The following is a 25,779-nucleotide window of genomic DNA, read 5'->3' as shown; positions in this document are numbered from 1 at the left end:
GCATCGCCGCCCTCAGATTTTCGGGGCGGGCGATTTCGTCGCCGAGCATGCGTTCGGAAAGCAGCCTGTCCAGCACCGCCTCGATTTCCCGGGCGTTGGTTTTCAAGCGTGTTTCGAAGGCTTCGGGGCTCGCGTCCATGCGCGCTCTTTGGCACGAGCAGCAGCGCGGTTGCAATGGAATTGTAGATGACTGAGGCAAGTTTTCGGTTGCGCTCTGGCCTTCAAGCCCGGCAAACGGTATGAGAACGCAGGGAACAGGTCGGGCTCGCAGATTGGATATTACGCCGGAAAGAGAGGACAGCATTGCGATGCCGGCTCATCGCCGTTTGTTCGCTTGGCTTCAGAGCCGATCGATCATGATGCGCATCGTCCTTGCGATAGCCGGACTTCTGATCCTGCCTTACGTCCTGATCTTCGTTTATCTTGTCCCTTTCATTCACCCCGTCTCGACCCTGATGCTGCGTGATCTCTTGCTTTTGCGGGGTTACGACCGGCAATGGGTCTCTATCGATGACATCTCGCCGGTTCTCGTCCAGTCGGTGATGATGTCCGAGGATGGGCAATACTGCTTCCACGACGGTGTGGACTGGGGGGAAATGCGTATGCTGGTCGAAGATACGCTCAATGGCGAAAGCACTCGCGGCGGCAGCACAATTCCCATGCAGACGGCCAAGAACCTGTTTTTGTGGAACAGCCGCTCCTTTGTGCGCAAGGCGCTCGAACTGCCGTTGGCGGTGGCTTCGGATCTCGTCTGGACGAAGCGCCGGCTGATGGAGATCTATCTCAACATCGCCGAGTGGGGACCGGGCATTTACGGCATCGAGGCGGCGGCGCGTTATCACTTCAAGGTACCCGCTTCCAAGCTGTCGCGGCGCCAGGCTGCCCTTCTGGCCGTTTCCCTTCCGAACCCGATCGATCGCAAGGCCGGTAAACCCGGCCGTGGCCTTCGGAGGCTTGCAGCCGTCATCGAGCGCCGGGCCCAAGGGTCCGGCGATTACATCAGATGCATTTATGACTAGGGCATGAATTATTCATTGGTCGCCGCCGCAGGGCGCCGGTAAGTTCGCTTCGAAATCAAAGCGCGGATGGCCCATGGACAAGCTTACTCTCTATATTGGCAACAAAAATTATTCCTCATGGTCGCTCCGGCCATGGATTGCGATGGAAGCGGCCGGAATTCCCTTCGAGGAAATTCTGATCCCCTTTGATTTTCCCGCAGGCAATCCGCGCTTCAGGGAAATCTCGCCGACGGGCAGGGTCCCGGTTCTGCGTCACGGCAATCTGCAGGTCTGGGAATCTCTTTCCATCATCGAGTATGTGTCCGAGCTCTATCCGGAAGCGGGGCTCTGGCCCAGGGATCGCGCACAGCGCGCGGTGGCGCGCTCGGTCTCCATGGAGATGCTCTCGGGCTTCCGGGCGCTCAGAGGTGCTTGCCCGATGAATATCCGGCGCGCGAGGGCCAAGATTGCGCTTCCCGATGGCGTGATGGACGACGTTGCGCGCATCGAAACGGTCTGGCGGGAAATGCGCGCCGCCTCCGGCGGTCCCTTCCTTTTCGGTGCCTTCTCGGCCGCCGATGCGATGTTTGCCCCGGTCGTCAACCGCTTCGATGTCTATGATCTCGTGACCGCCGGCGATACGCTGAGTTACATGGCGGCCGTGAAGGCGCATCCCGCCTGGTTGAAGTGGGAAGCTGCCGCCCGGGCCGAGCCCTGGATCGTCCCTGAAGACGAAGCCTGAACCGTCATTCGCCAGAATCGCAAAAAATGCGTTTGGGGACTGGTCAACCAACTTCAAGGCATGTATAAGCGCGCGAAATTTCCGAAATCGCGATACGTCCGTTTCGGCCGCCAGCTTGGCCGGGAATGTGTTGCCTGTGAATTGGAGTATGTAAAAATGGCTGTACCGAAGAGAAAAACGAGCCCGTCCAAGCGCGGTATGCGCCGTTCTGCAGACGCACTCAAGGCTCCGACTTATGTTGAAGACAAGAACTCCGGCGAACTGCGCCGTCCGCATCATATCGATCTGAAGACCGGTATGTATCGCGGCCGTCAGGTTCTGACGCCGAAGGAAAGCGCATAAGCTTTCAGGTTCTGGTCCGCGGGGATTTAAAAGGCCGGCTTCAACGCCGGCCTTTTGCTTTTGAGCATTTATCTATTACGACGACTTGAAGTTGCGTCGAGATCTGCTGCAGTATTCCCCTCGTCAAAGAGGGGGAAATGACAAGATGATCGCTGCAGTGCCGTTGATGGTAATTCCGTTTATTCTTTACAATATGGCGATGCTCGGCTTGATGGGCAGCGGTGGTATTCCCGCGCTTCAACAGGACGTCATCGTTCTTTCGATGATTTCCGGTGCGATCTGGAGCATGTCGCTTGGCGATCTCTTCATCGTCGTGGCTCTGGTGGTTCTGTTTTTCGAGCTCTTGCGGGCTACCCGCCACGGATCCGGCAGCCTAGTCAACCATATGTTGTCGATGCTGGTATTCATCGCCTTCCTGGTCGAGTTCCTGCTCGTGCAGGACGCGGCAACGCAGGTATTCTTCATCCTGATGACGGTTGCGCTGATAGACGTGATCGGCGGATTTGCCGTTTCGATCCGCAGCGCCGGGCGCGATGTGTCGATCGGGCTCTGAGCCTTAAAGACTATCGAGTTTGTTCTGCAGCGCCCGCAGCTGTTCCTTCAGCTCGTCGATGTCCTTCGACTCTGTCTTTTTCGTCTCCTTTGCAGGGGGCGTCATAAACGGAGAGAACATTTGCATGGCCTGCTGGAACATCTCGGTGTTGCGGCGGACCTGCTCTTCGACCATCTGCATCGGCAGCTGCAGGTTCTTGCCGAGCGGCGTTTCGCCAAAGGCACGGGTCACTTGCTCGCGCATCTGAGACTGCTGTTCGGTGAAGGCGCGCATGGAATGTTCCAGGAAGGTCGGAACCACCATTTGCATTTGATCGCCATAATAGGTGATGAGCTGACGCAGGAAGGAAATAGGCAGCAAGGTGTTCCCTGTCTTCGATTCCTGCTCGAAGATGATCTGGGTCAAGACCGAATGCGTGATGTCGTCACCGGTCTTTGCATCCTGTACCGTAAAGTCCTCCCCCTTTTTTACCATCTCCGCCAAATCTTCCAGCGTCACGTAGGTGCTGGTGCCCGTGTTGTAGAGGCGGCGGTTGGCGTATTTCTTGATAATTATCTGACCCTCGTTCTTGGCCATATCAGTCTCCTGATCCCCGTCTGATTGTTATGGATACTCCTCCGCTACAGACTGTAGACGCAAAAGAAGCCCGGTGACAATCTCTTTGTGCGATGCGGCAACTCCTTTGCCTAAAGGCATAAAATTGCATTTTCGTAAGCGCTCACGAAAATTGCGTTGTCATCGTGTTGCCGTTTGACTCGGCGCCAAAGCTTTGCCAGTTTCAACTTATAAATGATGAAGGAAACGAGGAGGCCCCCATGAGCAATTCATCGATCGTCATCGCCAGCGCAGCCCGCACAGCGGTCGGCTCTTTCAATGGTGCATTCGCCACTGTCCCGGCGCACGAGCTTGGAGCAACTGCCATCAAGGGCGCGCTCGAGCGTGCGGGCGTTGATGCGGCGGAAGTCGACGAGGTCATCCTCGGCCAGGTGCTTCAAGCAGGAGAAGGGCAAAATCCGGCTCGCCAGGCGGCCATGAAAGCAGGGGTTTCCAAGGAGGCGACGGCCTGGGGCGTGAACCAGCTTTGCGGCTCGGGGCTGCGCGCCGTGGCGCTCGGCATGCAGCAGATCGCCATGGGGGATGCAAAGATCATCGTCGCCGGTGGCCAGGAGTCCATGTCGATGGCACCCCATGCCGCGCACCTGCGCGGTGGCACCAAGATGGGCGACATGAAAATGGTCGACACCATGATCAAGGACGGCCTGATGGATGCTTTCTATGGCTACCACATGGGCATCACGGCCGAAAACGTCGCTCGTCAGTGGCAGCTCTCCCGTGCCGATCAGGATGAGTTCGCGGTCTCCTCGCAGAATAAAGCCGAAGCTGCCCAGAAGGCGGGCCGCTTCAAGGACGAGATCGTTCCTTTCATCATACAGACGCGCAAGGGTGATGTGACGGTCGATGCCGACGAATATATCCGTCACGGAGCAACGCTCGATACCATGGGGAAGCTTCGGCCGGCCTTCGATAAGGACGGCACGGTAACAGCAGGGAACGCCTCAGGGATCAATGACGGTGCGGCAGCTGCCGTGCTGATGACGGAAGCAGAAGCCGGCAGGCGCGGGGTTCAGCCGCTTGCACGCATCGTCTCCTGGGCAACGGCCGGCGTCGATCCCCAGGTCATGGGCACCGGCCCGATCCCTGCGTCGCGCAAGGCGCTTGAGAAGGCAGGCTGGTCTGTCGGAGACCTCGATCTGGTCGAGGCAAATGAGGCCTTTGCGGCTCAAGCCTGCGCAGTGAACAAGGATCTTGGCTGGGATCCCGCAGTCGTCAACGTCAATGGAGGAGCAATTGCGATCGGCCATCCGATCGGTGCATCCGGGGCGCGCGTCCTCAACACCTTGCTCTTCGAAATGAAACGGCGTGGCGCAAAGAAGGGGCTTGCCACTCTTTGCATCGGCGGCGGCATGGGCGTCGCCATGTGCTTCGAGGCGCTCTGAATAGACCTTGGAACCAACGATTCACCAGCGCCTGAGCAAAGGCGGAACTAAAACGAGGGGAGCGAAATATGAGCAGAGTGGCTCTGGTCACCGGCGGCACCCGTGGAATCGGCGCCGCCATTTCGATGGCGCTCAGGAACGCGGGATACAGGGTCGCTGCCAACTATGCCGGCAATGACGAAAAGGCGAGGGCCTTCCATGAGGTGACCGGCATTCCGGTCTTCAAGTGGGATGTTTCGGATTACGACGCTTGCGGTAAGGGCATCGACAAAGTAGCGGACGAACTCGGTCCGGTCGAAGTGCTGGTCAACAATGCCGGCATCACCCGCGACGCAATGTTCCACAAGATGACGCCGCAGCAGTGGCACGACGTCATCAATACGAACCTCACGGGCCTGTTCAACATGACGCACCAGGTCTGGGGCGGAATGCGCGACCGCAGCTTCGGACGGATCGTCAACATCTCGTCCATCAACGGCCAGAAGGGCCAGATGGGACAGGTGAACTACTCAGCCGCCAAGGCAGGCGATCTCGGCTTTACGAAGGCCCTTGCGCAGGAAGGGGCGGCGAAGAACATTACAGTCAACGCCGTCTGCCCGGGATATATCGGTACGGAAATGGTTCTTGCCGTTCCCGAGAAGGTACTCAACGAAAAGATCATTCCTCAGATCCCTGTCGGCCGCCTTGGCGACCCGGAAGAAATCGCCCGCTGCGTTACCTTCCTCGTGTCGGACGATGCCGGCTTCATCACCGGATCGACGATTACGGCGAATGGCGGCCAGTTCTTCGTCTAAGTCTGCGCGATGAAGCTTGCGTCACCTACGGTGGCGCTCGTTCCTTGCCTTGACCGGAACTCTCTGCGCCGCCCGATCGTCGCCGCGCAGGGCGGCGGCGGTTGTCGTGAGAAATGCAGCCGCGACAAGTATGGCGAGAGCGGAATTCAAAATGATCTGAGCCATGAGACCCCGTTCCTTTCTTACACAGGCTTACTGCCGTGATCTTCAGAAAGAATATGCGCCTTACGCCCGAAGCGCGGTAGATTTGCCTTTCATGACCGATCGTCAACATATTGTTGACGGCGAGCATAAACAAAAACGGGCGCCGAAGCGCCCGTCTGAACCCTTCTAATGGCAGTTCTCAGTAACGGCGTGGGCAACGTGCTTCGTAGCGGCGGCCATACCGGTCGCGATAGACGCAGTAGCCGCGGTGTTCCACGGACTGGCCGATCAGCGCCCCAGCAAGACCACCGGCAACAGCGCCGACTGCAGCGCCGCCCCAGCTGTTGCTCACAGCGCCACCAATGATCGCCCCAGTGCCGGCGCCGATTGCCGTTCCTTGTTCAGTCGGGGTGCAGGCCGCAAGTGCGCCTACCATAGCGGCTACAATGGCAATTTTCTTCATCATGTCTTTTCTCCGTAGGTTACAAGCCGCTAAATTCGGCCCATTAAAACAAGGATAAGAACGATAATGAGAACTAGCCCCAAACCGCCGGAAGGTCCATAGCCCCAGCCACGGCTATAACCCCAATTCGGCAGGGCACCAAGCAGGAGCAGAATAAGAATAATAAGAAGTATTGTTCCGAGCATGTTTTGAATTCCTCCAATTCGCCGTGACGAATGGACAATAAACACGCATCTGTCTTTTTTGTTCCCGGTTGGGATGAGACGCCGGTGATTTTTCTGCCTATCGGTGCATTGCGCAGGCGCGCCGTTCAAATCTTAACAAAGCCGCTCAAACAGCGGCGCATGGTCAGCTTTCCATTCGAGCTTTATGGTTAAAATTATATTCAAATACAACATGTTGCGGTGAACAAATCCGGAAACTCCGGGTGTCGGTGATTCGTAGGCGATTCGTTCTGCATTTGATCAATGGTTAATGCGGGTGCGGTACGACGGAGTGCCTATCGGTGCGAATCCGGCTTCCGAAACTAGGACGCGGCGTGTGGCCTGATTCAGCATCTAGTAGGAAAAACCGATTCAAACCAATACTTAGCCGTGAACAAAAGCTGAATCACGGAGAGTCACCGATTCGTCGCTGATTCGTTCTCAGGCTGTTCCGAATCTGAAAACAGCGACTTAGCGCCATTTTTTGAATCGAGTTTGCAGCTCGCCTCTTGCGTTTGAAGAGGCACCTGTCCATGTGTTGTCTGCTTTGGAAACAAAGCGCCCTTGACCCTGAGGCTCCCCGCCTCACTTGCATGGACAATGAAACTGACATCGCAGCCCATGATACTGAGCGGGCGCGGCGTGACCGCGGTGCTCGGGCCGACCAATACAGGCAAGACCCACTATGCTATCGAGCGCATGGTTGCGAGCGGTACCGGCGTGATCGGGCTGCCGCTGCGTCTGCTGGCGCGTGAGGTCTATACGCGTGTGGTCGAAAAAGTCGGCGCGCAGAACGTCGCGCTCGTCACTGGCGAGGAGAAAATCTCTCCGCCGAATGCGCGCTTTTCCGTGTGTACAGTGGAGGCCATGCCGCGCGAGACAAAGGCAGCCTTTGTCGCCATCGACGAGGTCCAGCTCGCCGGCGATCTCGAACGCGGCCATATCTTCACCGACCGTATTCTGCATCTGCGCGGCCGCGACGAAACGCTGCTACTCGGCGCTGGTACGATGCGTCCCATTCTCCAGCAGCTCCTGCCGGGTATTACCGTTGTCGAGCGTCCAAGACTGTCGCAACTCCTCTATGCCGGTCAAAAGAAGATCACCCGTCTTCCCCAGCGGACGGCTATCGTCGCCTTCTCGGCAGATGAGGTCTACGCCATTGCGGAATTGATTCGGCGCCAGCGTGGAGGGGCCGCCGTTGTTCTCGGCGCGCTGAGCCCACGCACCCGAAATGCCCAGGTCGCACTCTACCAGGCAGGCGATGTCGAATACCTCGTGGCGACCGATGCGATCGGGATGGGCCTCAACCTGGATGTCGATCACGTCGCTTTTGCGCAGGACCGCAAATTCGACGGCTATCAGTTCCGCAATCTCAATCCCGCCGAACTCGGACAAGTTGCCGGGCGCGCCGGCCGTCATATGCGTGATGGCACCTTCGGGGTGACGGGCCAAGTGCAGCCTTTCGACGAAGAATTGGTGCAGCGGATGGAGGCGCACGAATTCGACAATGTCAAAGTTTTGCAGTGGCGGACGAAGGAACTCGATTTCTCCTCGATACGCTCGTTGCGGGCAAGTCTGGAAACTCCGCCGCGCGAGCAAGGCTTGACGCGTGCTTTGCCCGCCGTCGACCAGCAAGCGCTGGAGCAACTGGCTCGCTATCCGGAAGTTATTGACTTGGCTACCAGTCCGCAGCGCGTGGAGAAGTTATGGGAAGCTTGCGCGCTGCCGGACTATAGGCGTATCACGCCGGCACAGCATGCCGATCTGATCTCGACCCTCTTTTCCGATCTCGTGCGCCATGGCACGGTGAACGAGGGGTTTCTCGCAGAGCAGGTGCATCGCGCGGATCGTACGGACGGCGAAATTGACACGCTTTCGGCACGAATCGCGCAGATAAGAACCTGGACCTATGTGTCGAATCGACCCGGCTGGCTTGCCGATCCGACACACTGGCAGGAAAAGACGCGGGAAATCGAAGATCGATTGTCCGATGCGTTACATGAGAGGTTGACGAAACGCTTTGTTGATCGCAGGACATCTGTGCTCATGAAGCGCCTGAGAGAGAATGCGATGCTGGAAGCTGAAATCAGTGTGAATGGCGATGTCTTTGTTGAAGGACATCATGTGGGACAGTTGTCCGGTTTTCGGTTTACTCCCATTTCGGGTGCGGACGGACCGGATGCAAAGGCAATCCAGGCTGCTTCGCAAAAGGCGCTTGCCCTGGAATTCGAGGCTCGTGCCGCACGCCTCCATGCTGCCGGAAACAGCGATCTGGCGATAAGTTCTGACGGTCTCGTCCGCTGGCTCGGCGATCCGATCGCCCGCCTTGCCGGCAGCGACCACATCATGCGCCCCCGCGTTATCCTGCTCGCCGACGAACAGCTCACGGGGAACGCGCGCGATCACGTTGCCGCGCGCATCGAACGCTTCGTCAATCACCATATCAGCACGGTTCTGAAGTCGCTCGATGATCTTTCGCGCGCTGAGGACCTGCAGGGCCTTGCTAAGGGACTTGCTTTTCAACTCGTCGAAAATCTCGGCGTGCTCTTCCGCCGCGACGTGACGGAAGAAGTGAAGTCGCTGGATCAGGACGCGCGCGCTTCCATGCGCCGTTATGGTGTTCGCTTCGGCGCGTACCACATTTTCGTTCCGGCACTTCTCAAGCCGGCTCCGGCCGAACTTATCACCCTGCTTTGGGCCTTGAAAAACGACGGCCTGGAAAAGCCGGGTTATGGCGATCTCATTCCGGTGCTTGCTGCCGGCCGCACGTCCGTCGTGACCGATCCGAGCTTCGAGCGGGCCTTCTACAAGCTCGCCGGCTTCCGTTTTCTCGGCAAGCGCGCCGTCCGCATCGATATTCTCGAGCGGCTCGCGGACATCATCCGTCCGTTGCTGCAGTGGAAGCCTGGCCAGGCAAACCGGCCGGAAGGCGCCTACGATGGCCGCCGCTTCACGACAACGACAGCGATGCTTTCGATTCTCGGTGCGACGCTGGAGGACATGGAAGAGATCCTCAAGGGCCTCGGTTATCGCGCCGATGCCGTGACGGCCGGAGAAGCGGCGACTCATCTGGCTGCTCAGGACGCGTCTGTCGCTCCGGCGGCGGAAGCCTCCACCGAGGACGCCGCCGAGAAGGCAGATCACGACGACGCTGACAGCACAACCGAAGAAGCAGCCTCCGAGGTGCCGGATACCGAAGCCAAGCCTGCAACGGAAGCCGAGACTGCCGAAGGATCTGCGGCGGAGACATCGGAAGTCGGTGAGGCTGTCGAATCGAAGCCGGTTCTTCTGTGGCGGCTCGGCGGCCGCAACGACAACCACCGCCAGGCACGCGGTCAAGGTGAACGCCGCGGCGGCGAACGTCAGCAGCAGGGCAACCGGCGGCATGGTGGCAATGGTGGGGAAGGCGCCGAAGGCAACCGTCGCGAAGGCCGCGATGGAAAACGTCAGGACCGCGGTCGCGACGGCGGAAAGCCGCATCAGGGCCGTGGCGATCGCAACGAGCAGCGGGGCGACCGTCAGGATCGTGGCGACCGCAAGGATCGCAATGAACGCAACAACAATCGCGGCGGCTCGCAGCCGCTGCGCTTCGAGGCGAAGCCACCGCGGAAGGAAAAGCCAATCGATCCGGATTCTCCTTTCGCAAAGCTCGCTGCCTTGAAGGAGCAGATGAAGAAATAGCCTATGCGCAAGGAGACGCAGCCAGAAAGCGGTTCGCGGCAGCGCATCGACAAGTGGCTGTTCTTCACGCGCATGGTGAAGTCGCGGTCCCTGGCGCAAAGCCACATCCAATCAGGCCACGTTCGCCTCAACGGCGAGCGCGTACAGCTCCCCAGCCAGACCGTGAAGGCGGGCGACCGTATCGACCTTGCGCTTGAGCGCCGGGACGTTGTTCTGATCGTGAAGGCGTCGGGCGAACGGCGCGGGCCTTTCGAGGAGGCAAAACTGCTCTACGAGGATCTGACGCCGCCGCCGGATGAGGCAAAACGTCTCACGCCTTACGAGCAGGCCATCCGTGCGACGGGCGCTGGGCGGCCGACAAAAAAGGAACGGCGCGCAATCGACAGGCTGGTGTCGGACGACGATTAGAAAACTCTGTCTCTCAAGCCGGGGCAAGGAGATCGTTTATTCTTGAAATCCGGCGGTAAAGCCGGTACGTCACAGGCAACTTGCCGGGGAGTGCGACTTGCTCCCAAGCCTGCCCACGCTGCCCTCCGGCTTAGGGGAATGGTGCGACGTTCCAGGTTGCCCGCCCCGCTACATGAAATTCCTGGAGTTCTCCATGACCTATGTCGTGACCGACAATTGCGTTCGCTGCAAATATACCGACTGTGTGGAAGTCTGCCCCGTCGACTGCTTCTATGAAGGAGAGAATTTCCTCGTCATTCATCCTGACGAATGCATCGATTGCGGCGTCTGTGAGCCGGAATGTCCCGCTGAGGCGATCAAGCCCGACACCGAGCCGGGGCTGGATAAGTGGCTGAGGATCAACGCAGAATATGCGAGCATCTGGCCCAACATCACCGTCAAGAAAGAACCGCTGCCGGAAGCCAAGGAGATGGACGGCCAAACCGGCAAGTTCGAGCAGTATTTCTCCGAGAAGCCGGGTTCGGGCGACTGATGATTGCCTGCCCGTGAAATCGGGTTCACAGGCAGCTTAAACGTTTGAATTATGCTCTGCTTAAATGCGTGCCATGTGCTGCGTGCATGGCCCATCTTAAGCAAATTATTGATTTCGTCATATTTTTGTGATAGGTTTCGCACACTGATCCATTTGAGGCACGAGTGTGCCCAAAACCATCACGAAAGCAAAAGAAATCCGTACGCGGTTCCCCGTAACATATCAATGCCTTGGGCTGTTCGATCCTTGATCGCGCGCAAGAGCTTCTTTTGCTTCGGTCTGGTGGGACCAGAGTGAAGTCACCCGACGGAACTGATCCGTCTCATCCGGGCCTGACTGACCCGGCTCCGGCCGCCGCCGGACGCGTAATAGGGAGTTTTTGATTAGAATGACGATCCAGCAGAAAAAACCTTCAGCAGCACGCCATGGCTTCAAGACCGGTGAATCGATCGTGTACCCCGCTCATGGCGTCGGTACCATTACCGCTATCGAAGAGCAAGAAGTCGCCGGCATGAAGCTGGAACTTTTCGTTATCGATTTCGAGAAGGACAAGATGCGCCTGAAAGTCCCGGTTGCCAAGGCCATGAGCATTGGCATGCGCAAGCTTTCGGAAACCGATTTCGTGGAGCGCGCTCTGAAGGTGGTGCAGGGAAAGGCGCGCGTAAAGCGTACCATGTGGTCCCGCCGCGCCCAGGAATACGATGCCAAGATCAATTCCGGCGACCTGATTTCCATCGCTGAAGTGGTTCGCGATCTTTATCGCGCCGAAAATCAGCCGGAGCAGTCCTATTCCGAGCGCCAGCTCTACGAAGCTGCGCTTGATCGCATGGCGCGCGAAATTGCCGCTGTGAACAAGATGTCGGAAACGGAGGCCGTGCGGATCGTCGAGACGAACCTCAACAAGGGGCCGAAGCGCGGCAAGGCCATCGACGAGGACGAGTCGCAGGACGAAGCGGCTTAAATACCGTCGCATTGTTTCAAGAAAAAGCCCGGCTTTCAGCCGGGTTTTTTTGTGGAACTTTTTCTGGCTTGCCGCGTTTCTTGGACGTCAGTGCGGACTGCATTCGGCCCTCGCCGAATGTTCGCAATCCTGTAAACGTTCGATGAGGAGCGGATCATGCTTTCCACGATTTGCCAGGCCGGCAACTTGAAGAAACAGGTCCAGCCTTACCGCCTTACCGGCACATGATGAAGAGATAGGGCTCCCTCCTGAAAAATCCAGGAGCGGGGCCTTTACGCATTGGGACGCCGGATTGGTGTGAGGCTCTCTAAACAAATCTCGTTTGTTTTCTTTCCAGGGCACGAGGCCTGATTTTTAGGAGACCGATATGAAGAACATGTCTGCAGACCGGCGCATGATTAAAATCGCCATGGCGGCTCCGTATCTTGCTCGCGAAGAAGAACATGATCTCGCTCTCCGTTGGAAGGACAACGAAGATCGTGGGGCCCGCAACCAGATCGCGATGGCTCATATGCGCCTCGTCATCTCGATGGCGGGTAAGTTTCGCAACTTCGGTTTGCCGATGAGCGATCTCGTTCAGGAAGGCTATGTCGGCCTTCTGGAGGCGGCGGCTCGCTTCGAGCCGGAGCGCGAGGTGCGTTTTTCCACTTACGCAAGCTGGTGGATCCGCGCCTCGATCCAGGATTATATTCTGCGCAACTGGTCCATTGTCCGCGGCGGCACGAGTTCGGCCCAAAAGGCCCTCTTCTTCAATCTGCGCCGTCTTCGCGCCAAGCTCGCCAGAGGCGACTCGCACCTGACGCTCCAATCCATCCATCAGGAAATAGCCGCAGCCCTCGGAGTCAGCCTCGCCGACGTGCAAACGATGGATGCTCGTCTTTCCGGCAATGATGCCTCGCTGCAGGCGCCGTCCGTTTCAGGCGATGCCGACAGCGCCGAAAAGATGGACTTCCTGGTGAGCGAAGATCCCCTGCCGGACGAACAGGTGTCCAATATGATCGACGGCGAACGCCGCCGTGTCTGGCTGACGTCGGCGCTGAAGCACCTGAACGAACGTGAGATGAAGATCATTGCGGCACGCCGTCTAGCAGAGGAAGGCGCAACGCTCGAGGAGCTCGGCGCCGATCTCGGTATCTCGAAGGAACGGGTTCGCCAGATCGAGAGTCGCGCCATGGAAAAATTGCGCACCGCTCTTGTCAGCGCGGATCCGCATATGGCGGCGCACGCTTGAAAGTCTCTTTACTTCCAGCAGCACCACTTCACCCGGCTAAAGAGCCGGGTTCTTTTATTCGGAAATGATTTTCACGCGGTCGCCGGGCGACACCGATGCGCCGGTCGGCAGGGCATTGATCAGCTTGAAGAGGTCGAGCTTGCGATCCGTGCCCATCATCCGGGCTGCCAGCGTCGTGATGTTCTCACCGGGCCGAACGGTGACGACGCGGACCCTGAGAGGCTTCAACGTTGCGGCTTCCTGCGGCGTCATGCGGCGGAAGCTGGCGCGCAACACATCTGCCGTCTGCTCCAGCGTAGCATTGCCCTTCGGAACGGCCGTGAGGAAGCGGAAGATTTGAGAATTGTTGCGTATCACCGTGACGTCGAAATCCCATCGATCCGCGCTGGCGCGTGCCGTTGCCGCTTCCATCCCATTGAGCGTGATCGGCCGGATCGTAGAGGGATCGAGGCCGGTAACCCAACCGCTTGATATGTAATTGGTCAGGCTCTGGTTACCGCTGTCCGCCACACCATCGAAGCGGATCGCCACATCGCCCGGACCGGTCGCCATGACGGCTTCGACTTTGTTGTCGATGGTGAAATCCGGCGGCACGTCGAAGCGAATGCCGAGGCCGCCATGCAGGAAGGTCTGGCCGCGTACATAGCCTTCCTCCGGGCTGTCGCCGTACAGAAGACCGTCGATACCATCAAGGTAATAACCGTGGCCCGTGTCGCCGACGGTGCCTTCCTGGCCGAAGGCTCGGGCGTGCTCGCGTGCGAGCTCGATGCGCTGCGCCGAATTCGGGTGGCTCGAAAGGAAGTCCAGGCTCTGGTCCGCCTCAGGATCGGCGGACATAAAGCGGCTATAGGCCCCCATGGAATCGAGGAAACGAGCGGCGGCGTAAGGATCATAACCTGCCTCACCCAGCATGCGGACGCCGATCACGTCGGCCTGCAGTTCCTGCTGCCGGGAGAAGGCCGCGAGACGCAGCTTTCCGCGGGCCAGGGCCTGCTTGCCGGCAACGTCGCTTGACAGCACCTCGGCAACCACGCGGCTGGCAATGACTTCCGCCTCCTCGCGCTTCTGGCGCTCGATGCCGTGATTGGCGGTAACGTGGCCCATCTCATGCGAGAGCACAGCCGCGACTTCCGAAGCATCGTTGGCGAGTGCCAGCAGACCACGGGTCACGTAAAGATAGCCGCCCGGCAGAGCGAAGGCGTTGATCGCCGGCGAATTCAATATTGTGATCCGGTAGGACTGGCTGGGGTTTTCCGATACCGCCGTCAGCGCGCCGGCGATGCGGGCGACAAGGCGTTCGGTCTTCGCATCCTTGTACTCACCGCCATAGCTCGCAACGATACGCGGGTGCTCGCGCGCGCCCATGGCTGCGCGCGGATCGTTCTTTTGTACTTCGTCGACGATCTGCGGATTGGCAGAGGGCGAGACAGTTGGCTGATATGTTTGCTCTAGGATGGACTGGCAGCTACTGAGCGCTACCGCAGCCGCGGACAAGAGGAACGCACGGCGGCTCCACCTGGGGGTAGCGGAAAACACGTTACTGGAGGGCGCAGGGCGTTTCCACGTCGTCATGCTGTCCAGTCTAGCTCTCCGAGTCATCTTGCCTTTCGGCCGGTTTGCTGCGTGTCCGATCCGACCGATTCCAACGGGGTTCAACAGGCTTCCATCCCGGGTCTCGCACTGCGCAACGGGAATACCCGAGCCACTGCTGTAACTGATTTTCGTATCGGTTGCATAGCGAGACTCTGCGTAATTATAGCGCCTATGCTAACTCGCAACCGCAACGTAGTTAAGGAGTTTCTCTCGCTCCGATGAAATTGTGGCGAAAGTGCCATCACTGAGGCGAGATTCGTCAACCCTGCCGAATTTACCTTAGCGCGGGACGTCTTCGTGCGGGAGATAATCCGCAAGCGGTGCAGCAAGAGCGATCGTTCCCTTATCTATGGAAACACCGTAATCGGCAATGCGGCGCACCTCATTAGGATCGTGCGAAACGATAACGACCGTGTTGCCAGTTTCCTTGTGCAGGTCGATCAGCAGGTCCGCCATGCCGGTACGCAGGCCAGGGTCAAGGGCCGCAAAAGGTTCGTCCAGCAAGAGGACGGCCCGCTTGCGCACAAGTGCCCGCGCAAATGCGGCCCGCTGCCGCTCGCCGCCTGAAAGCGTTGCGGGCAAGCGCCTTTCGAAACCGGCGAGGCCAACCTTTTCCAGCGCTTGGGAGATGGTTCTCCGGTCTTCGACCCTAAGCCTCAGTGCAGGATCGATACCGAGCCCGACATTGGTCAGGATATCGAGATGCGCGAAGAGATTGTTGTCCTGGAAGACGACTGAGACCGGGCGTTCGGCGGGATGGGCTGCTGTTACGTCTCTGCCATGCATCAGCACGCGGCCGCTATCGGGCTTTTCGAAACCTGCGAGCAGATTGAGAAAAGTCGTCTTTCCGGAGCCGGACGGGCCGCTCACGGCAATGATCCGGCCTGCCGGGAGGTGGCAGTCGAATTGAAAAACGTGCGCGCCGAGCTTCAGCCGGACGTTCTGCATTGCGATCCCGGCTTGGTCAGCGGCCACCATTCTCGCTCCCTTGTTTTGACTGCCCCGCGGTTCCGGCGACGGTCAGCAGCAGGCAGATCATGCCGAGGATCAATGCAAGACCGTCGGCGTCGTTCGTCCGGTAGCTACCCATGCGGCTATAGACGAGCCAAGGCAATGTGACGAAGCCTTCGGAGCCAAAGAGCGCAACGGCGCCAAGATCGCCGAGCGAGAGCGCCATGGCGAATGACAGCGCAGTCAGCAGAGGCTTCCTCAACCCCGGCCAATCGATAAGTTTCCATCGCGCGGTGCCAGTAATGCCCAGGCTTGCCACCAGTTTCTGCGTCCGGCGCTGGTGCACGACATAGGCCGGCTCCAGCACTCGCATGACAAAGGGCAGTGCCATCAGCATGTTGATGAGAACGACGATCAGCGGCGCGAAACGCGACGCATCGCCGAAGGGTCGAAGTGCCATGAACCATCCGGTCGCGAGCACAACCGGCGGCACCAGCAGGATCATCGCCGAGGCGCTGCCCATGGCTGTGAAAAAGGACTTGCTGGCAACGCCGCGGCGCCGCGCCGAGGCGATGGCATGCCGGGCGCGAATGATGGCCATCGATAGGATGATGGAGAGCAAAGCCGCCGAAAGCGAAATCGCGAAGCTCATTCCCGCTGACCGCCAGAAGATCTGTTCCCTCAGCAGCTTCAAGAGATCGGCGCGCAGCCCCGCCGTGATGACAGAGACGAGCGGAAGGCCGAGAAAGAGCACGGCAATCAATAAAATCAGGGCGTCGGTCACTCTTGCGCTCCCGCCATCCAGCCGCTTGATGTCCTTCCCTGTGGTCAAGCCTTCATCCGCGGCGGGCGGAACAAAGGACATTGCGCCGAGGATCATCGCGGTCAGCGCGATCTGCAGGAGTGACAGAGCGATTGCGCGGCCAGGATCGAAATCGAAGCGCAGCGACTGATAGATCGCAACCTCGATCGTCGTCGCGGCCGGCCCGCCACCGAGGGTCAGGACCAACGTAAAGCTGGTGGCACACAGCATGAAGATCAGCCCGGCGATCCCGGCGATGAGTGGGCGGATCGCCGGCCATTCGATGAAGCGGAAGATTGAAGGCGGGCGCATGCCGAGACTGCTTGCCATCAGCCAGTATTCCGATGGTACTCGCTCGAGACCGGCGAGCATCAGCCGGCAGGCAAGCGGCAGATTGAAGAAGACGTGAGCGAGGAGAATGCCGGTCAACCCATAGATGCTCACGGGTTCGGCAAGTCCAAGCTGCATCAGCAGCGCATTCAGCAGCCCCTGCCTGCCCCATATGCCAATCAGTCCCAGCGCGCCGATCAGCACGGGCAGCCCCATTGGGACCGCCATCAGACGAATGATCCAGATGCGGCCGGCAAAATGCGGCTGGCGGGCGAGCGCGCGTGCGACCGGGATCGCAAGGATGATGGAAAGCGCGGTTGAAAGCAGTGCCTGCAGCACTGTAAAGCGCAGCACCCGGAGGATATACGGGTCGAGAAGAATGCCGGCGACGGCTGATCCGCCACCGGCAAGAAGCAACGAGAACGCTGCGAGGCCGACGAACAACCCGATGGCGGCGAGGCCGACCGCCCCGCCGGTCAATGCACGTTGTCGCTCGGCCGCGGTCTGCAGCATCAGTTCATGCTCATGGCCGTAAGCCACTCGTCGATCCAGACCTTGCGGTTCCGGGCAACCTCGTCAGGGCTCATCAGAAAGGTCTTGGAGGGCTTGACGAGTTTATCGAAGGCATCCGGCAACGGCGCGGAGGTGGCGGAAACCGGCATCATCCAGTTGTTCGTCGGGATCGTATCCTGGAAGCCGGGCGTCACCATGAATTTCAGGAAGTCGCGGGCGAGATCCTTGTGCGGCGCGTTCTTCAGCAGGCCTGCGACTTCGATCTGGATGTAATGACCTTCCGAAAACGCAGCGGCCTGATAGCGATCGGTATTTTCGGCGACCATGTGATAGGCCGGAGACGTGGTGTAGGAGAGAACCATCGGAGCTTCGCCCTTGGTGAACAAGCCGTAAGCCTCCGACCAGCCAGGCGTCACCGTCAGGATGCGGTTCTTCAGCTTAGCCCAGGCTTCCGGCGCCTTGTCGCCATAGACGGCCTTAACCCAGAGCAGCAGGCCGAGGCCCGGCGTGGAGGTTCGCGGATCCTCGATGACGAGCTTTTGCGAAGGATCGCCCTCGACCAGATCCTTCATGCTCTGCGGCGGGTTCTTGATCGCCTGGGTGTCGTAGACGATGGCGAAGTGGCCGTAGTCGTAGGGAACGAAGACATCGTCCTTGAAGCCACCAAGCACCTTCAGCGCACTTGCATCGATACCGCTTGCGTCGAAGAGGCCGGTCTCCTTGGCTTCGGTGATGAGGTTGGTGTCGATGCCGAGCACGACGTCGGCTTTGGTTGAGGCGCCTTCCAGCTTCAAACGCGAAAGCAATGCGACGCCATCGGCGACGCTGACGAAATTGATCGTGCACCCGCATGTTTTCTCGAAAGCTTCCTTGACCTTCGGGCCCGGTCCCCATTCGGACGTGAAACTTTCATAGGTATAGATGGTGAGCGTCTTTTCCGCAGCGTGAGCGGCCGTCAAGCCGAGTGTCGCGGCGAAGAATGCTGCGGTCAGCGAAGCGATGATCGATGTGCGGCCGGACATGGCGCGCCTCCTCCTTGGTTTCGTTTGAGCGGGAAAAGGGCGTTGCCGAATGTCACGCGTCTAATCCCTCCGCCGGTGTTAACCGGATCAGGTTCCGCGGGTTGGCTGTAAGCCTCTCAGCCGGGTGTCCTTGCGGACATCCTGCACCCCGTTAGAGCGTCGGCAGATGTATCGCCATGAAGGCTTTATGACAAGGGCGAAGGGCGCCCTTGCAACTATTCGGCGGCTTCCGCGGCCGCTGTCGAATTTGCCGCTTTGCTCTCCGCGCGCGGGAGCTGAACCGGCTTTAGCATGACCGCTGCCAAAAGGCCGATAAGGGCGATGGCACAAGAGGTCATGAAGAGCGGCGAGAAAGCGGCGGCATAGGCATCGGCGACGGCTTGGCGGCTTGCTTCGGGGAGGGCTGCCAGCATCTTCGGCGTCAGCTCCGTGATATTGGCAACCCCTGGAATGGATTGCCCGGCATTGGAGAGTTGCGAAGCGATGATTGCACCGTAGATCGAAATTGCGATCGACGCGCCCCCCATGCGCGACAGTGTCACCGAGCCAGTCGCCGCGCCAACGTCACGCGGCGGCGCGGCATTCTGCACCCCGATGACCGGCACCTGCTGAGCAAGACCGATGCCGATGCCATGCAGCGCCAGGATCGCGCCGATCAAGGCAATCGGTGTTCCCGCATGGACCTGCGAGATCAGAGCAAAGGCAATCGCGCTGCAGCTGAAGCTCGCAATCGCGAAGGGCTTGTAGCGCCCGGTTATCGAGATGATGCGCCCGGCGGAGAGCGAGCCGCAGACCAGCCCAGTCGTCAGAAGAACGAAGAGCAGCCCGGCTTGCGAGGGCGAGAGGCCGGTCGTCGTCTGCAGAAAGAGGGCAAAGTAGTTCACCATGCCGATTGCTATGCCGCCGCTCATAACGGAGATCACCAAGAGCAGGCTGAAGACGGGATTGCGAAAAAGGGTCAAGGGAACGATCGGCTCCGGTGCGCGGCGCTCGACGAAGATCCAGGCAATGGCACAGACGATGCCGAACCCAACAATGGCGAGGCTTAGCGGCGAAATGAGGGAGCCGAAAAGCTCGCTGCCATCGGCCGTCATCACGATGCTGGTGGTCGTCAGCGCCAAGAGGATGGCGCCGGCATAGTCAATTTTCGGGCGACGCTGCGGCTTGCGGTAGGGCAGCATGAGCGCAAGGCCCACGAGGACCACAAACCCGATCGGCACGTTGACCAGAAAGATCGAACGCCAGCCGAAAAGGTCGCTCATCATGCCGCCAAGCACCGGTCCGATGGCGCTGGAGGCCATCAGGGTGAGGCTGGAATAGCTTTGGTAGCGGGCCCGTTCGCGCGGTTCGAAGAGATCGGCGTTGACGGCGAAGATCGAAACCATGATGCCGCCACCGCCGAGCCCCTGCAGAACGCGCGCCGCGATCAGGGTATTCATGGAGACGGCCAAACCGCACACGGCGGAGCCGAAGGTGAACAAGGCAATCGCCGCCATCATCACATATTTTCGGCCGAAGAGATCGCCGAGCTTGCCGTAAACAGGCATGACGGCGCTGAGCGACAGCAAATAGGCCGAGCCGATCCAGCCGAAGCGTTCGAGATGGCCGAACTCGCCGACGATCGTCGGCAACGCCGTGGATACGATCTGATTGTCGAGCATCGCCATGAACATGGAGATCATTAAAAAGAAGAAGAGGATGAGCCGCCGCCGGTGATCGGTCACGAGCGGTGCGGGCGCTAATTGCATATTCATGAGGAAACTTTCTGGCTTTGATTAGCAAATTTATGTGCTATTAGCATATAAATGTCAATGACAGATGAGTGACATTTGCATATTCTCATCTGCCACAAGCTCTGTTATGATTTGCGAATGAATGAAACCATGACCAGACCTGCCGAACTCGACCAGGATTCGCCGGATGCCATCGGCGTGCCGCGCATAGGCCGCAGCATGACTCGCCTGCGCCTGATGACCGGCCGCCGGCTGATCGGAAGATTAGCGATAGAGAGTGTGGCGCCCGGTCTCGAACTCTCGCACCTCGATGTCCTCGACGCGCTCCGCCGGACCCAGACGACCGGCGAAGTCACGGTTGGTACCATCGCCGAGATGCTGCGCATCGATCCGTCGCGTGCCAGCCGCATCGTCGCAGATATGGTCAGCCGCAACGTGCTTCGCCGCAAAGCGTCCCAGGCAGACGCGCGGCGCATCATCGTCGTCTTGACCCCGCTCGGACAGCGGCTCCTTTCGGAGATCCGGGCACAGAAATTGTCGTTCATTTCGGAGATTGTCGCCGACTGGCCGACGAAAGATGTCGAAGACTTTGCGGCGCTCTTCGAGCGTTTCATCGACGGCTATGAGGAGGTCTTCCTGTCGCGCGACAAGGACACGCCCGGCTGATCACTGCCCCTTTCCCTTGACCCCCGCTTTGCGCTATGGGCAATGCCCATGAGCCAATCCATCTTCACGATCCTGCTCGGCGGTGAACTCATCCTGACCGAACGTCTGCGCGGCGCCGTCCTCGGCAGCCGCTTTATCGCGGCCGATGGCGGCATGCGACATGCGGCAGCGCTTGGTGTGGTGCCTGAGCTTTGGGTGGGAGATTTCGACTCCACGCCGGCCGATCTTGCAGGCGCTTTTCCGGATGTTCCGAGGCAACCCTACCCGACGGCCAAGGCTGCCACGGACGGCGAGATCGCGGTTTCCGAGGCGATCGCGCGCGGTGCCAGACGGCTGGTCCTTGCCGGGGCGCTCAGCGGCGAGCGTTCGGATCACGCGCTGCAGCATCTGCTCTATGCCGTCAGCCTTGCCGAACAGGGCTTCGACGTTCTGCTCACCTCCGGAAAGGAGGAGGCCGTTCCGCTTCTTCCCGGCTCGATGGAGATCGACCTGCCGAAGAGCAGTCTTTTTTCGGTATCCGGCTTCAGCGAGCTTCGGGGTCTCCACATCGAGAGCGCGCGCTATCCGCTCGCGGATTTCCATCTGCCCTTCGGCTCCTCGCGCACCATCTCCAACGTCGCGGAGGGAAAGGTTCGTTTCACGCTCGGCAGCGGCCGGGCGATCGTCCTAGCTCGTCCTTATGATCTTTCCGGAGTCTGATTTTTGGCCCCCCCTATCCTGAAACTCGACAACATCTTCCTGAGCTTCGGCGGAACGCCCCTCCTTGCGGGCGCGAACCTGCAGGTCGAGCCCGGCGACAAGATCTGCCTGGTTGGGCGCAACGGGTCGGGCAAATCGACCCTTCTGAAGATCGCTGCAGGAATTGCCGAAGCGCAATCGGGCGAGGTTTTCCGTCATCCTTCCTCGACCGTGCGCTACCTGGAGCAGGCCCCTGACTTCGCCGGGTTCACGACGGTGCAGGCTTATGCGGAAGCCGGTCTTGGACCGGGGGACGACCCCTATCGTGTGGCCTATCTTCTCTCGCATCTCGGCCTCACCGGCGAAGAGGAGCCGAATAGCCTGTCCGGCGGTGAAGCCCGCCGTGCAGCGCTGGCCCGCGTGCTGGCGCCAGAACCGGATATCCTTCTGCTTGACGAGCCGACGAACCATCTCGACCTTCCGACCATAGAGTGGCTGGAAGGAGAGCTTCAGAAGAGCCGCAGCGCGCTCGTATTGATCTCGCACGACCGCCGCTTCCTCGAAAAGGTTTCAACGGCAACCGTCTGGCTCGACCGCGGCACGTCGCGGCGCCTCGACAGGGGCTTTGGGCATTTCGAAGCCTGGCGTGATCAGGTGCTCGAGGCTGAAGAACTGGAACAGCATAAGCTCGGCAAGGCGATCGAGCGCGAGGAGCACTGGCTGCGCTACGGTGTGACCGCCCGGCGCAAACGCAATATGCGCCGCCTCGGCGAACTGCAGACCATGCGGTCGCAGTATCGCGGCCACAAAGGACCGCAGGGCACGGTCCAGGCCACCGCTTCCGACGCGCAGGAATCCGGCAAGCTCGTCATCGAGGCGGAAAAGATCACCAAGACATTCGGCGATCGGCTGATCGTCGCGCCGTTCTCGATCCGCGTTCATCGTGGCGATTGCATCGGTCTCGTCGGGCCGAATGGCGCGGGCAAGACAACGCTGCTCAAGATGCTGACCGGTCAGCTCTCGCCGGATAGCGGAACCGTGAAGCTCGGAACCAATCTTGAAATCGCAACGCTCGACCAGAAGCGCGAGGACCTCAATCCGGAGGATACGCTTGCGAACTATCTGACCGACGGACGCGGCGAGAACCTGCTGGTGAACGGCGAGCAGCGTCATGTGACCGGCTATATGAAGGAGTTCCTCTTCCAGCCGGAGCAGGCACGCACGCCGATCAAGAACCTGTCCGGCGGTGAGCGTGCGCGGCTGATGCTGGCCCGCATCCTTTCGCGGCCGACCAATCTCTTGATCCTTGACGAGCCGACCAACGATCTCGACATCGAGACGCTGGACCTGCTGCAGGAAATCGTTGCTGGTTTTCCCGGGACCGTCATCCTTGTCAGCCACGACCGCGATTTTCTCGACCGGACAGTGACCTCGACCATTGCGCCCGCCGTTCCCGATGCGCCCGATGGCCGGTGGATCGAATATGCGGGCGGCTATTCCGACATGCTGGCGCAGCGCAAGGGCGCCATGGAGGAGCGGCGCAAGGCGGAGAAAGCCGCAGAGAAGCCGAAGGCCGAGGCGACGCAGGCTGCCGAAGCGCCGAAGGCCAAGGGGAAGCTTTCCTTCAAGCAGAAGTTCGCGCTCGACAACCTGCCGAAGGAGATGACCAAGGCCGAAGCCGAGATTGCCAAGCGTGAAGAGAAGATGGCGGATCCGAACCTCTTCACCAAGGATCCAGCCACCTTCAACAAGCTCGCAGCCGAAATGGAAAAGCTGCGCGACAGCCTGACGAAGATGGAAGAGGAATGGCTTGAGCTCGAGATGCTCAGGGAAGAGCTCGAAGGCTAAGCTCTCACATTTCCTTGATTCGCCGGTAGCCGGCAGCAGGCCTAGAGTTCGCCGCGGCAGCCGGGGATATGCCGATCATGGCGACGAGGAAAAGTTATATGTCTAGAAGGCTCTATTCCGGAATTTTCGCAGTGGCAACCGCCGGTGCAATCACCCTTTGTGCAGCTCAATATAGTCAGGCCGCAGACACGCAGCGTGTCCGCATTCGTGGCTCGATCGAAAGCCTCAGCGGCGATACGCTGATGGTCAAGACGCGCGAGGGCGGCGAACAGAAGATTGCGATGAAAGCCGGCTGGAAAGTCAGCGGCATCAAGCCTGCGTCGGTCGATGACATCAAACCAGGCGACTTCGTCGGCGTCGGCTCCATGCCGAAGAGCAATGGTCCGAACGATGCAGTCCAGGTGCTGATCTTTCCGGCTTCGATGAAGGGCACCGGGGAAGGCGACCGCCCCTGGGACGCGAAACCGAATAGCGACATGACCAATGCAACCGTCAGCAACGCGGTAAAGGCCGTTAACGGCCACACCATCACCCTAGCCTGGCAAGGCAAGGAGAAGACGATCTCCATTCCCGACGGAACGCAGATCGTCACCCTAGCGCCAGCGACCAAGGATGACCTCAAGCCGGGTGCGGGCGTTATCGTTAGCGCGGAGAAGGCATCCGACGGCAGTGTTTCCGCTGGCCAGGTGTCCGTCGGGCTGAGCGGCATTACGCCAATGTAAGCTTCTAGCCTAGAGCACCCGAGCAGGCTTGGCCGGCCTGCCGGCGCCCGCCTTTGGCGGAGCCAAAACTTCCGTCTTCGCAGTGAGCGCCTCCAGATGCAGGACGCGCGGCTGCAAGACTTCCATGTAGATTTCCGACCGGCCGATATAAATGATCGTCATATCGGGCAGGTCGGCCAGCAGGTTCGTCAGCGTCGACTGCCATTCCGGCTCCAGGCCTTCGAGCACTTCGTCGAAAACCACCCAGCGCGGGCGGGCCAGGAGCAGACGGGCGAAGCCGATTGCCTTCTGCTCGTCTGCCTCCAGGGTCTTGTCCCACCGGGCCCGCGTGTCGAGCCGTCCTATGAGGTGGTGGAGACCGGCTTTTTCGAGTGCTGCCTTGACGGCATCGTCCTCGTAGGCCGTTGCCGGTTCAGGGAAGGACAGGGCTTCACGCAGCGTGCCGCCCGGTATATAGGCCACTTCCGGAACGAACAGGATGTCCTTGGCGGGCGGCAGCCCTATCTTGCCGTTGCCGCAGGGCCAGACTCCGGCGAGTGCCTGGAACAGCAGTTTGCGGTTCACGTTGTGATCGCCGTTGATCATGACCTTCTCGCCAGCCTTGATCGTGACATCCTTCTCGCGGACGGCAAAGCCGCCGCAGTAATCGATTTCCTCTCCGAGCTTGGCGGCGATCCTGACGTTCTTGAGGGTCAGCGTATCGGCGTTATCCTGGTAGGCAATGACATTCTTCGGATTGAGCGGCTCGTCCATTCCCTGCAGGGCATAGCGGAAATCAGTCACGCGCATCAGCGTGGCACGCCATTCGGCAATTGGGCCGAAATTGGCGACATACCAGCGCAGTGCCGTGTTCACCTGGTTGAAGGCGCCAACCGACATCATCAGCTCGCCGAAGGTCAGGCTGCCCGAGAAATAGGCCGGAGCCGCGACGATGATCGGTATGACGATGACCAGCCAGCCGTAACCGGCCGAAACCCAGGTCAGGTTGGTGGTCGCCATCGTCAGCCGCTTCAGGATGGCAAGGACCGTAGTGATGTCCGTATTGATCCGTTGCCGTTCGTTTTCCTCGCCGCGGGCGACGGTAATCGCCGGCAGATTCTCGTTCGCATGCATCAGCGAGAAGCGGAGCTCCGCCTCCTTCGAGAAGCGGTCGGCGTTCAGTTTCACCAGTTTCCGGCCGACGATCTGGCTGAGGATGGAGGCGGATGCGGCATAGAAGACCGCAGCCCAGACCATGTAGCCCGGGATTGCAAAGGTGTAGGTGCGGAAATGGAAGACGAAGCCGCTGGAAAGCTCCCAGAGGACACCGATGAAGCTGACAAGCAGGATTGTCGACTGGAGAAGGCCGAGCGTCAGGCCGGTAGTGCTCTCAGCGAGATTGCGGGCGTCTTCATGCAGCCTCTGGTCCGGATTCACGCCGATCAGGCCCGATGACGCGAGGCGCAGCGCACGCTTGCGCTTCAGCCACTGATCCACGAGGTCACGGGTCAGCCCTTCGCGCATATAAAGCGCGGTCATCTGGTTGAGCCATGCCTGGCCGACGTTCAGCAGCAGCAACGAACCGGCAATTAGCGCGAAGACCTGAAGCTGATGAAAGAACTCGCCGACGTCGCGGCGCTGCAAGGAATCGTAGAACGGCGCATTCCAGCGGTTCAAGACGACCTGACCGTAGGCGGTCGCCAGGATCACACCGACCAGAATCAACGCGAGAATCAGAATTTTCCCGCGTACATTGGAATCCCAGAATGCCGAGAACATCAGTTTCAGCCGGTATCCGAGGCTTAAATCGTAACCTACTCTATCCTGCGCTTGAATGCTCGGTCTGCCTTTGACCTCTGTCATTGTGACTTCCTATGCGTACCACAGTCCCTG

At 59.6% G+C, this 25,779-nt stretch carries 25 protein-coding genes and 1 riboswitch; of the genes, 15 read left to right on the top strand and 10 right to left on the bottom strand.

The features are described 5' to 3' along the window. Nucleotides 1-272: 272 nt before the first annotated feature. From mtgA to ACPYOJ_RS27580, 4 genes are all read left to right on the top strand, one after another. A complete protein-coding gene (gene mtgA / locus ACPYOJ_RS27595; protein ID WP_481419091.1) occupies nt 273-1,019 on the top strand; it encodes a monofunctional biosynthetic peptidoglycan transglycosylase in 747 nt (248 codons plus the stop codon). Between the two features lie 73 nt (nt 1,020-1,092). Then, nucleotides 1,093-1,740 (top strand): glutathione S-transferase family protein, encoded by a 648-nt coding sequence (locus ACPYOJ_RS27590; RefSeq protein ID WP_481419090.1) that lies wholly within the window; start codon nt 1,093-1,095, stop codon nt 1,738-1,740. A 156-nt stretch (nt 1,741-1,896) separates the two neighbouring features. Continuing rightward, the gene (rpmF, locus tag ACPYOJ_RS27585; protein ID WP_003543812.1) at nt 1,897-2,082 is read left to right on the top strand and encodes a 50S ribosomal protein L32; all 186 of its coding nucleotides are present in this window, start codon (nt 1,897-1,899) and stop codon (nt 2,080-2,082) included. A 145-nt stretch (nt 2,083-2,227) separates the two neighbouring features. Continuing rightward, nucleotides 2,228-2,635: a hypothetical protein gene (locus ACPYOJ_RS27580; RefSeq protein WP_168831777.1), complete on the top strand. Its 408-nt coding sequence runs from the start codon at nt 2,228-2,230 to the stop codon at nt 2,633-2,635. Nucleotides 2,636-2,638: 3 nt separating this feature from the next. Here ACPYOJ_RS27580 and phaR read toward each other — a convergent pair whose 3' ends face one another. Then, nucleotides 2,639-3,211, bottom strand: coding sequence for a polyhydroxyalkanoate synthesis repressor PhaR (gene phaR / locus ACPYOJ_RS27575; RefSeq protein WP_481419089.1), 573 nt, complete (start codon nt 3,209-3,211; stop codon nt 2,639-2,641). Nucleotides 3,212-3,450: 239 nt separating this feature from the next. Here phaR and ACPYOJ_RS27570 point away from each other — a divergent pair, with 239 nt between their 5' ends. Beyond that, a complete protein-coding gene (locus ACPYOJ_RS27570; RefSeq protein WP_481419088.1) occupies nt 3,451-4,632 on the top strand; it encodes an acetyl-CoA C-acetyltransferase in 1,182 nt (393 codons plus the stop codon). 68 nt (nt 4,633-4,700) lie between these two features. Next, the gene (gene phbB, locus ACPYOJ_RS27565; RefSeq protein WP_481419087.1) at nt 4,701-5,426 is read left to right on the top strand and encodes an acetoacetyl-CoA reductase; all 726 of its coding nucleotides are present in this window, start codon (nt 4,701-4,703) and stop codon (nt 5,424-5,426) included. A 21-nt stretch (nt 5,427-5,447) separates the two neighbouring features. Here phbB and ACPYOJ_RS27560 read toward each other — a convergent pair whose 3' ends face one another. The 3 genes from ACPYOJ_RS27560 to ACPYOJ_RS27550 all read right to left on the bottom strand — a co-directional run bounded on the left by ACPYOJ_RS27560 (nt 5,448) and on the right by ACPYOJ_RS27550 (nt 6,218). Next, nucleotides 5,448-5,591, bottom strand: a complete 144-nt coding sequence (locus tag ACPYOJ_RS27560) for a hypothetical protein (RefSeq protein WP_481419086.1) — start codon at nt 5,589-5,591, stop codon at nt 5,448-5,450. 178 nt (nt 5,592-5,769) lie between these two features. Continuing rightward, nucleotides 5,770-6,036 (bottom strand): YMGG-like glycine zipper-containing protein, encoded by a 267-nt coding sequence (locus tag ACPYOJ_RS27555; protein ID WP_481419085.1) that lies wholly within the window; start codon nt 6,034-6,036, stop codon nt 5,770-5,772. 26 nt (nt 6,037-6,062) lie between these two features. Further along, nucleotides 6,063-6,218 carry a DUF3309 family protein gene (locus ACPYOJ_RS27550; RefSeq protein WP_168831772.1) on the bottom strand — a complete coding sequence of 52 codons (156 nt, stop codon included), beginning with the start codon at nt 6,216-6,218 and terminating at the stop codon, nt 6,063-6,065. Nucleotides 6,219-6,836: 618 nt separating this feature from the next. Between ACPYOJ_RS27550 and ACPYOJ_RS27545 the strand changes: the two genes are divergently transcribed. From ACPYOJ_RS27545 to ACPYOJ_RS27525, 5 genes are all read left to right on the top strand, one after another. Beyond that, nucleotides 6,837-9,917: a helicase-related protein gene (locus tag ACPYOJ_RS27545; RefSeq protein WP_481419084.1), complete on the top strand. Its 3,081-nt coding sequence runs from the start codon at nt 6,837-6,839 to the stop codon at nt 9,915-9,917. Nucleotides 9,918-9,920: 3 nt separating this feature from the next. Further along, on the top strand, nt 9,921-10,325 hold the full coding sequence (locus ACPYOJ_RS27540) for an RNA-binding S4 domain-containing protein (protein ID WP_481419083.1): 405 nt from the start codon (nt 9,921-9,923) through the stop codon (nt 10,323-10,325). A gap of 193 nt (nt 10,326-10,518) precedes the next feature. Then, the gene (fdxA, locus tag ACPYOJ_RS27535) at nt 10,519-10,857 is read left to right on the top strand and encodes a ferredoxin FdxA (RefSeq protein WP_168831769.1); all 339 of its coding nucleotides are present in this window, start codon (nt 10,519-10,521) and stop codon (nt 10,855-10,857) included. A gap of 388 nt (nt 10,858-11,245) precedes the next feature. Then, nucleotides 11,246-11,818: a CarD family transcriptional regulator gene (locus ACPYOJ_RS27530; protein ID WP_168831768.1), complete on the top strand. Its 573-nt coding sequence runs from the start codon at nt 11,246-11,248 to the stop codon at nt 11,816-11,818. A gap of 367 nt (nt 11,819-12,185) precedes the next feature. Continuing rightward, nucleotides 12,186-13,049 carry an RNA polymerase factor sigma-32 gene (locus ACPYOJ_RS27525; protein ID WP_168831767.1) on the top strand — a complete coding sequence of 288 codons (864 nt, stop codon included), beginning with the start codon at nt 12,186-12,188 and terminating at the stop codon, nt 13,047-13,049. Nucleotides 13,050-13,103: 54 nt separating this feature from the next. Here the strand turns inward: ACPYOJ_RS27525 and ACPYOJ_RS27520 are convergent, their stop codons facing one another. The 5 genes from ACPYOJ_RS27520 to ACPYOJ_RS27500 form a co-directional block, all read right to left on the bottom strand. Continuing rightward, a complete protein-coding gene (locus tag ACPYOJ_RS27520) occupies nt 13,104-14,648 on the bottom strand; it encodes a M48 family metalloprotease (RefSeq protein WP_168831766.1) in 1,545 nt (514 codons plus the stop codon). Between the two features lie 273 nt (nt 14,649-14,921). Further along, nucleotides 14,922-15,620 (bottom strand): thiamine ABC transporter ATP-binding protein, encoded by a 699-nt coding sequence (locus tag ACPYOJ_RS27515; protein ID WP_481419082.1) that lies wholly within the window; start codon nt 15,618-15,620, stop codon nt 14,922-14,924. Beyond that, nucleotides 15,607-17,238, bottom strand: coding sequence for a thiamine/thiamine pyrophosphate ABC transporter permease ThiP (gene thiP / locus ACPYOJ_RS27510; RefSeq protein ID WP_481419092.1), 1,632 nt, complete (start codon nt 17,236-17,238; stop codon nt 15,607-15,609). Before thiP ends, ACPYOJ_RS27515 begins: the two co-directional genes overlap by 14 nt. Next, nucleotides 17,238-18,260 carry a thiamine ABC transporter substrate binding subunit gene (thiB, locus tag ACPYOJ_RS27505; protein WP_481419081.1) on the bottom strand — a complete coding sequence of 341 codons (1,023 nt, stop codon included), beginning with the start codon at nt 18,258-18,260 and terminating at the stop codon, nt 17,238-17,240. Before thiB ends, thiP begins: the two co-directional genes overlap by 1 nt. A 47-nt stretch (nt 18,261-18,307) precedes the next feature. Beyond that, nucleotides 18,308-18,421: riboswitch (TPP riboswitch) on the bottom strand. Between the two features lie 54 nt (nt 18,422-18,475). Further along, a complete protein-coding gene (locus tag ACPYOJ_RS27500) occupies nt 18,476-20,014 on the bottom strand; it encodes an MDR family MFS transporter (RefSeq protein ID WP_481419080.1) in 1,539 nt (512 codons plus the stop codon). Between the two features lie 117 nt (nt 20,015-20,131). Between ACPYOJ_RS27500 and ACPYOJ_RS27495 the strand changes: the two genes are divergently transcribed. The 4 genes from ACPYOJ_RS27495 to ACPYOJ_RS27480 all read left to right on the top strand — a co-directional run bounded on the left by ACPYOJ_RS27495 (nt 20,132) and on the right by ACPYOJ_RS27480 (nt 23,907). Then, nucleotides 20,132-20,659, top strand: a complete 528-nt coding sequence (locus ACPYOJ_RS27495) for a MarR family winged helix-turn-helix transcriptional regulator (protein ID WP_481419079.1) — start codon at nt 20,132-20,134, stop codon at nt 20,657-20,659. A 42-nt stretch (nt 20,660-20,701) separates the two neighbouring features. Next, a complete protein-coding gene (locus ACPYOJ_RS27490; protein WP_481419078.1) occupies nt 20,702-21,358 on the top strand; it encodes a thiamine diphosphokinase in 657 nt (218 codons plus the stop codon). Between the two features lie 3 nt (nt 21,359-21,361). After that, nucleotides 21,362-23,185, top strand: a complete 1,824-nt coding sequence (locus ACPYOJ_RS27485) for an ABC-F family ATP-binding cassette domain-containing protein (RefSeq protein WP_481419077.1) — start codon at nt 21,362-21,364, stop codon at nt 23,183-23,185. 98 nt (nt 23,186-23,283) lie between these two features. Then, nucleotides 23,284-23,907, top strand: a complete 624-nt coding sequence (locus ACPYOJ_RS27480) for a hypothetical protein (protein WP_481419076.1) — start codon at nt 23,284-23,286, stop codon at nt 23,905-23,907. A gap of 9 nt (nt 23,908-23,916) precedes the next feature. Here ACPYOJ_RS27480 and ACPYOJ_RS27475 read toward each other — a convergent pair whose 3' ends face one another. Continuing rightward, complete coding sequence (locus tag ACPYOJ_RS27475; protein WP_481419075.1) at nt 23,917-25,749, bottom strand: ABC transporter ATP-binding protein/permease; 1,833 nt, start codon at nt 25,747-25,749, stop codon at nt 23,917-23,919. Nucleotides 25,750-25,779: the final 30 nt, after the last annotated feature.

Source organism: Rhizobium sp. SVR5-9E (genome assembly GCF_056755095.1).
Note: the sequence above shows the minus strand (reverse complement) of the source record. Positions and strands in the feature narration are given on the sequence as shown.

Excerpts from the sequence above, each read along its gene's own strand:
- ACPYOJ_RS27590 (WP_481419090.1), top strand. The coding sequence starts at position 1,093 with ATGGACAAGCTTACTCTCTATATTGGCAACAAAAATTATTCCTCATGG.
- rpmF (WP_003543812.1), top strand. The coding sequence starts at position 1,897 with ATGGCTGTACCGAAGAGAAAAACGAGCCCGTCCAAGCGCGGTATGCGC.
- ACPYOJ_RS27580 (WP_168831777.1), top strand. The coding sequence starts at position 2,228 with ATGATCGCTGCAGTGCCGTTGATGGTAATTCCGTTTATTCTTTACAAT.
- phaR (WP_481419089.1), bottom strand. The coding sequence starts at position 3,211 with ATGGCCAAGAACGAGGGTCAGATAATTATCAAGAAATACGCCAACCGC.
- ACPYOJ_RS27570 (WP_481419088.1), top strand. The coding sequence starts at position 3,451 with ATGAGCAATTCATCGATCGTCATCGCCAGCGCAGCCCGCACAGCGGTC.
- phbB (WP_481419087.1), top strand. The coding sequence starts at position 4,701 with ATGAGCAGAGTGGCTCTGGTCACCGGCGGCACCCGTGGAATCGGCGCC.
- ACPYOJ_RS27560 (WP_481419086.1), bottom strand. The coding sequence starts at position 5,591 with ATGGCTCAGATCATTTTGAATTCCGCTCTCGCCATACTTGTCGCGGCT.
- ACPYOJ_RS27555 (WP_481419085.1), bottom strand. The coding sequence starts at position 6,036 with ATGATGAAGAAAATTGCCATTGTAGCCGCTATGGTAGGCGCACTTGCG.
- ACPYOJ_RS27550 (WP_168831772.1), bottom strand. The coding sequence starts at position 6,218 with ATGCTCGGAACAATACTTCTTATTATTCTTATTCTGCTCCTGCTTGGT.
- ACPYOJ_RS27545 (WP_481419084.1), top strand. The coding sequence starts at position 6,837 with ATGAAACTGACATCGCAGCCCATGATACTGAGCGGGCGCGGCGTGACC.
- ACPYOJ_RS27540 (WP_481419083.1), top strand. The coding sequence starts at position 9,921 with ATGCGCAAGGAGACGCAGCCAGAAAGCGGTTCGCGGCAGCGCATCGAC.
- fdxA (WP_168831769.1), top strand. The coding sequence starts at position 10,519 with ATGACCTATGTCGTGACCGACAATTGCGTTCGCTGCAAATATACCGAC.
- ACPYOJ_RS27530 (WP_168831768.1), top strand. The coding sequence starts at position 11,246 with ATGACGATCCAGCAGAAAAAACCTTCAGCAGCACGCCATGGCTTCAAG.
- ACPYOJ_RS27525 (WP_168831767.1), top strand. The coding sequence starts at position 12,186 with ATGAAGAACATGTCTGCAGACCGGCGCATGATTAAAATCGCCATGGCG.
- ACPYOJ_RS27520 (WP_168831766.1), bottom strand. The coding sequence starts at position 14,648 with ATGACTCGGAGAGCTAGACTGGACAGCATGACGACGTGGAAACGCCCT.
- ACPYOJ_RS27515 (WP_481419082.1), bottom strand. The coding sequence starts at position 15,620 with ATGGTGGCCGCTGACCAAGCCGGGATCGCAATGCAGAACGTCCGGCTG.
- thiP (WP_481419092.1), bottom strand. The coding sequence starts at position 17,238 with ATGCTGCAGACCGCGGCCGAGCGACAACGTGCATTGACCGGCGGGGCG.
- thiB (WP_481419081.1), bottom strand. The coding sequence starts at position 18,260 with ATGTCCGGCCGCACATCGATCATCGCTTCGCTGACCGCAGCATTCTTC.
- ACPYOJ_RS27500 (WP_481419080.1), bottom strand. The coding sequence starts at position 20,014 with ATGAATATGCAATTAGCGCCCGCACCGCTCGTGACCGATCACCGGCGG.
- ACPYOJ_RS27495 (WP_481419079.1), top strand. The coding sequence starts at position 20,132 with ATGAATGAAACCATGACCAGACCTGCCGAACTCGACCAGGATTCGCCG.
- ACPYOJ_RS27490 (WP_481419078.1), top strand. The coding sequence starts at position 20,702 with ATGCCCATGAGCCAATCCATCTTCACGATCCTGCTCGGCGGTGAACTC.
- ACPYOJ_RS27480 (WP_481419076.1), top strand. The coding sequence starts at position 23,284 with ATGTCTAGAAGGCTCTATTCCGGAATTTTCGCAGTGGCAACCGCCGGT.
- ACPYOJ_RS27475 (WP_481419075.1), bottom strand. The coding sequence starts at position 25,749 with ATGACAGAGGTCAAAGGCAGACCGAGCATTCAAGCGCAGGATAGAGTA.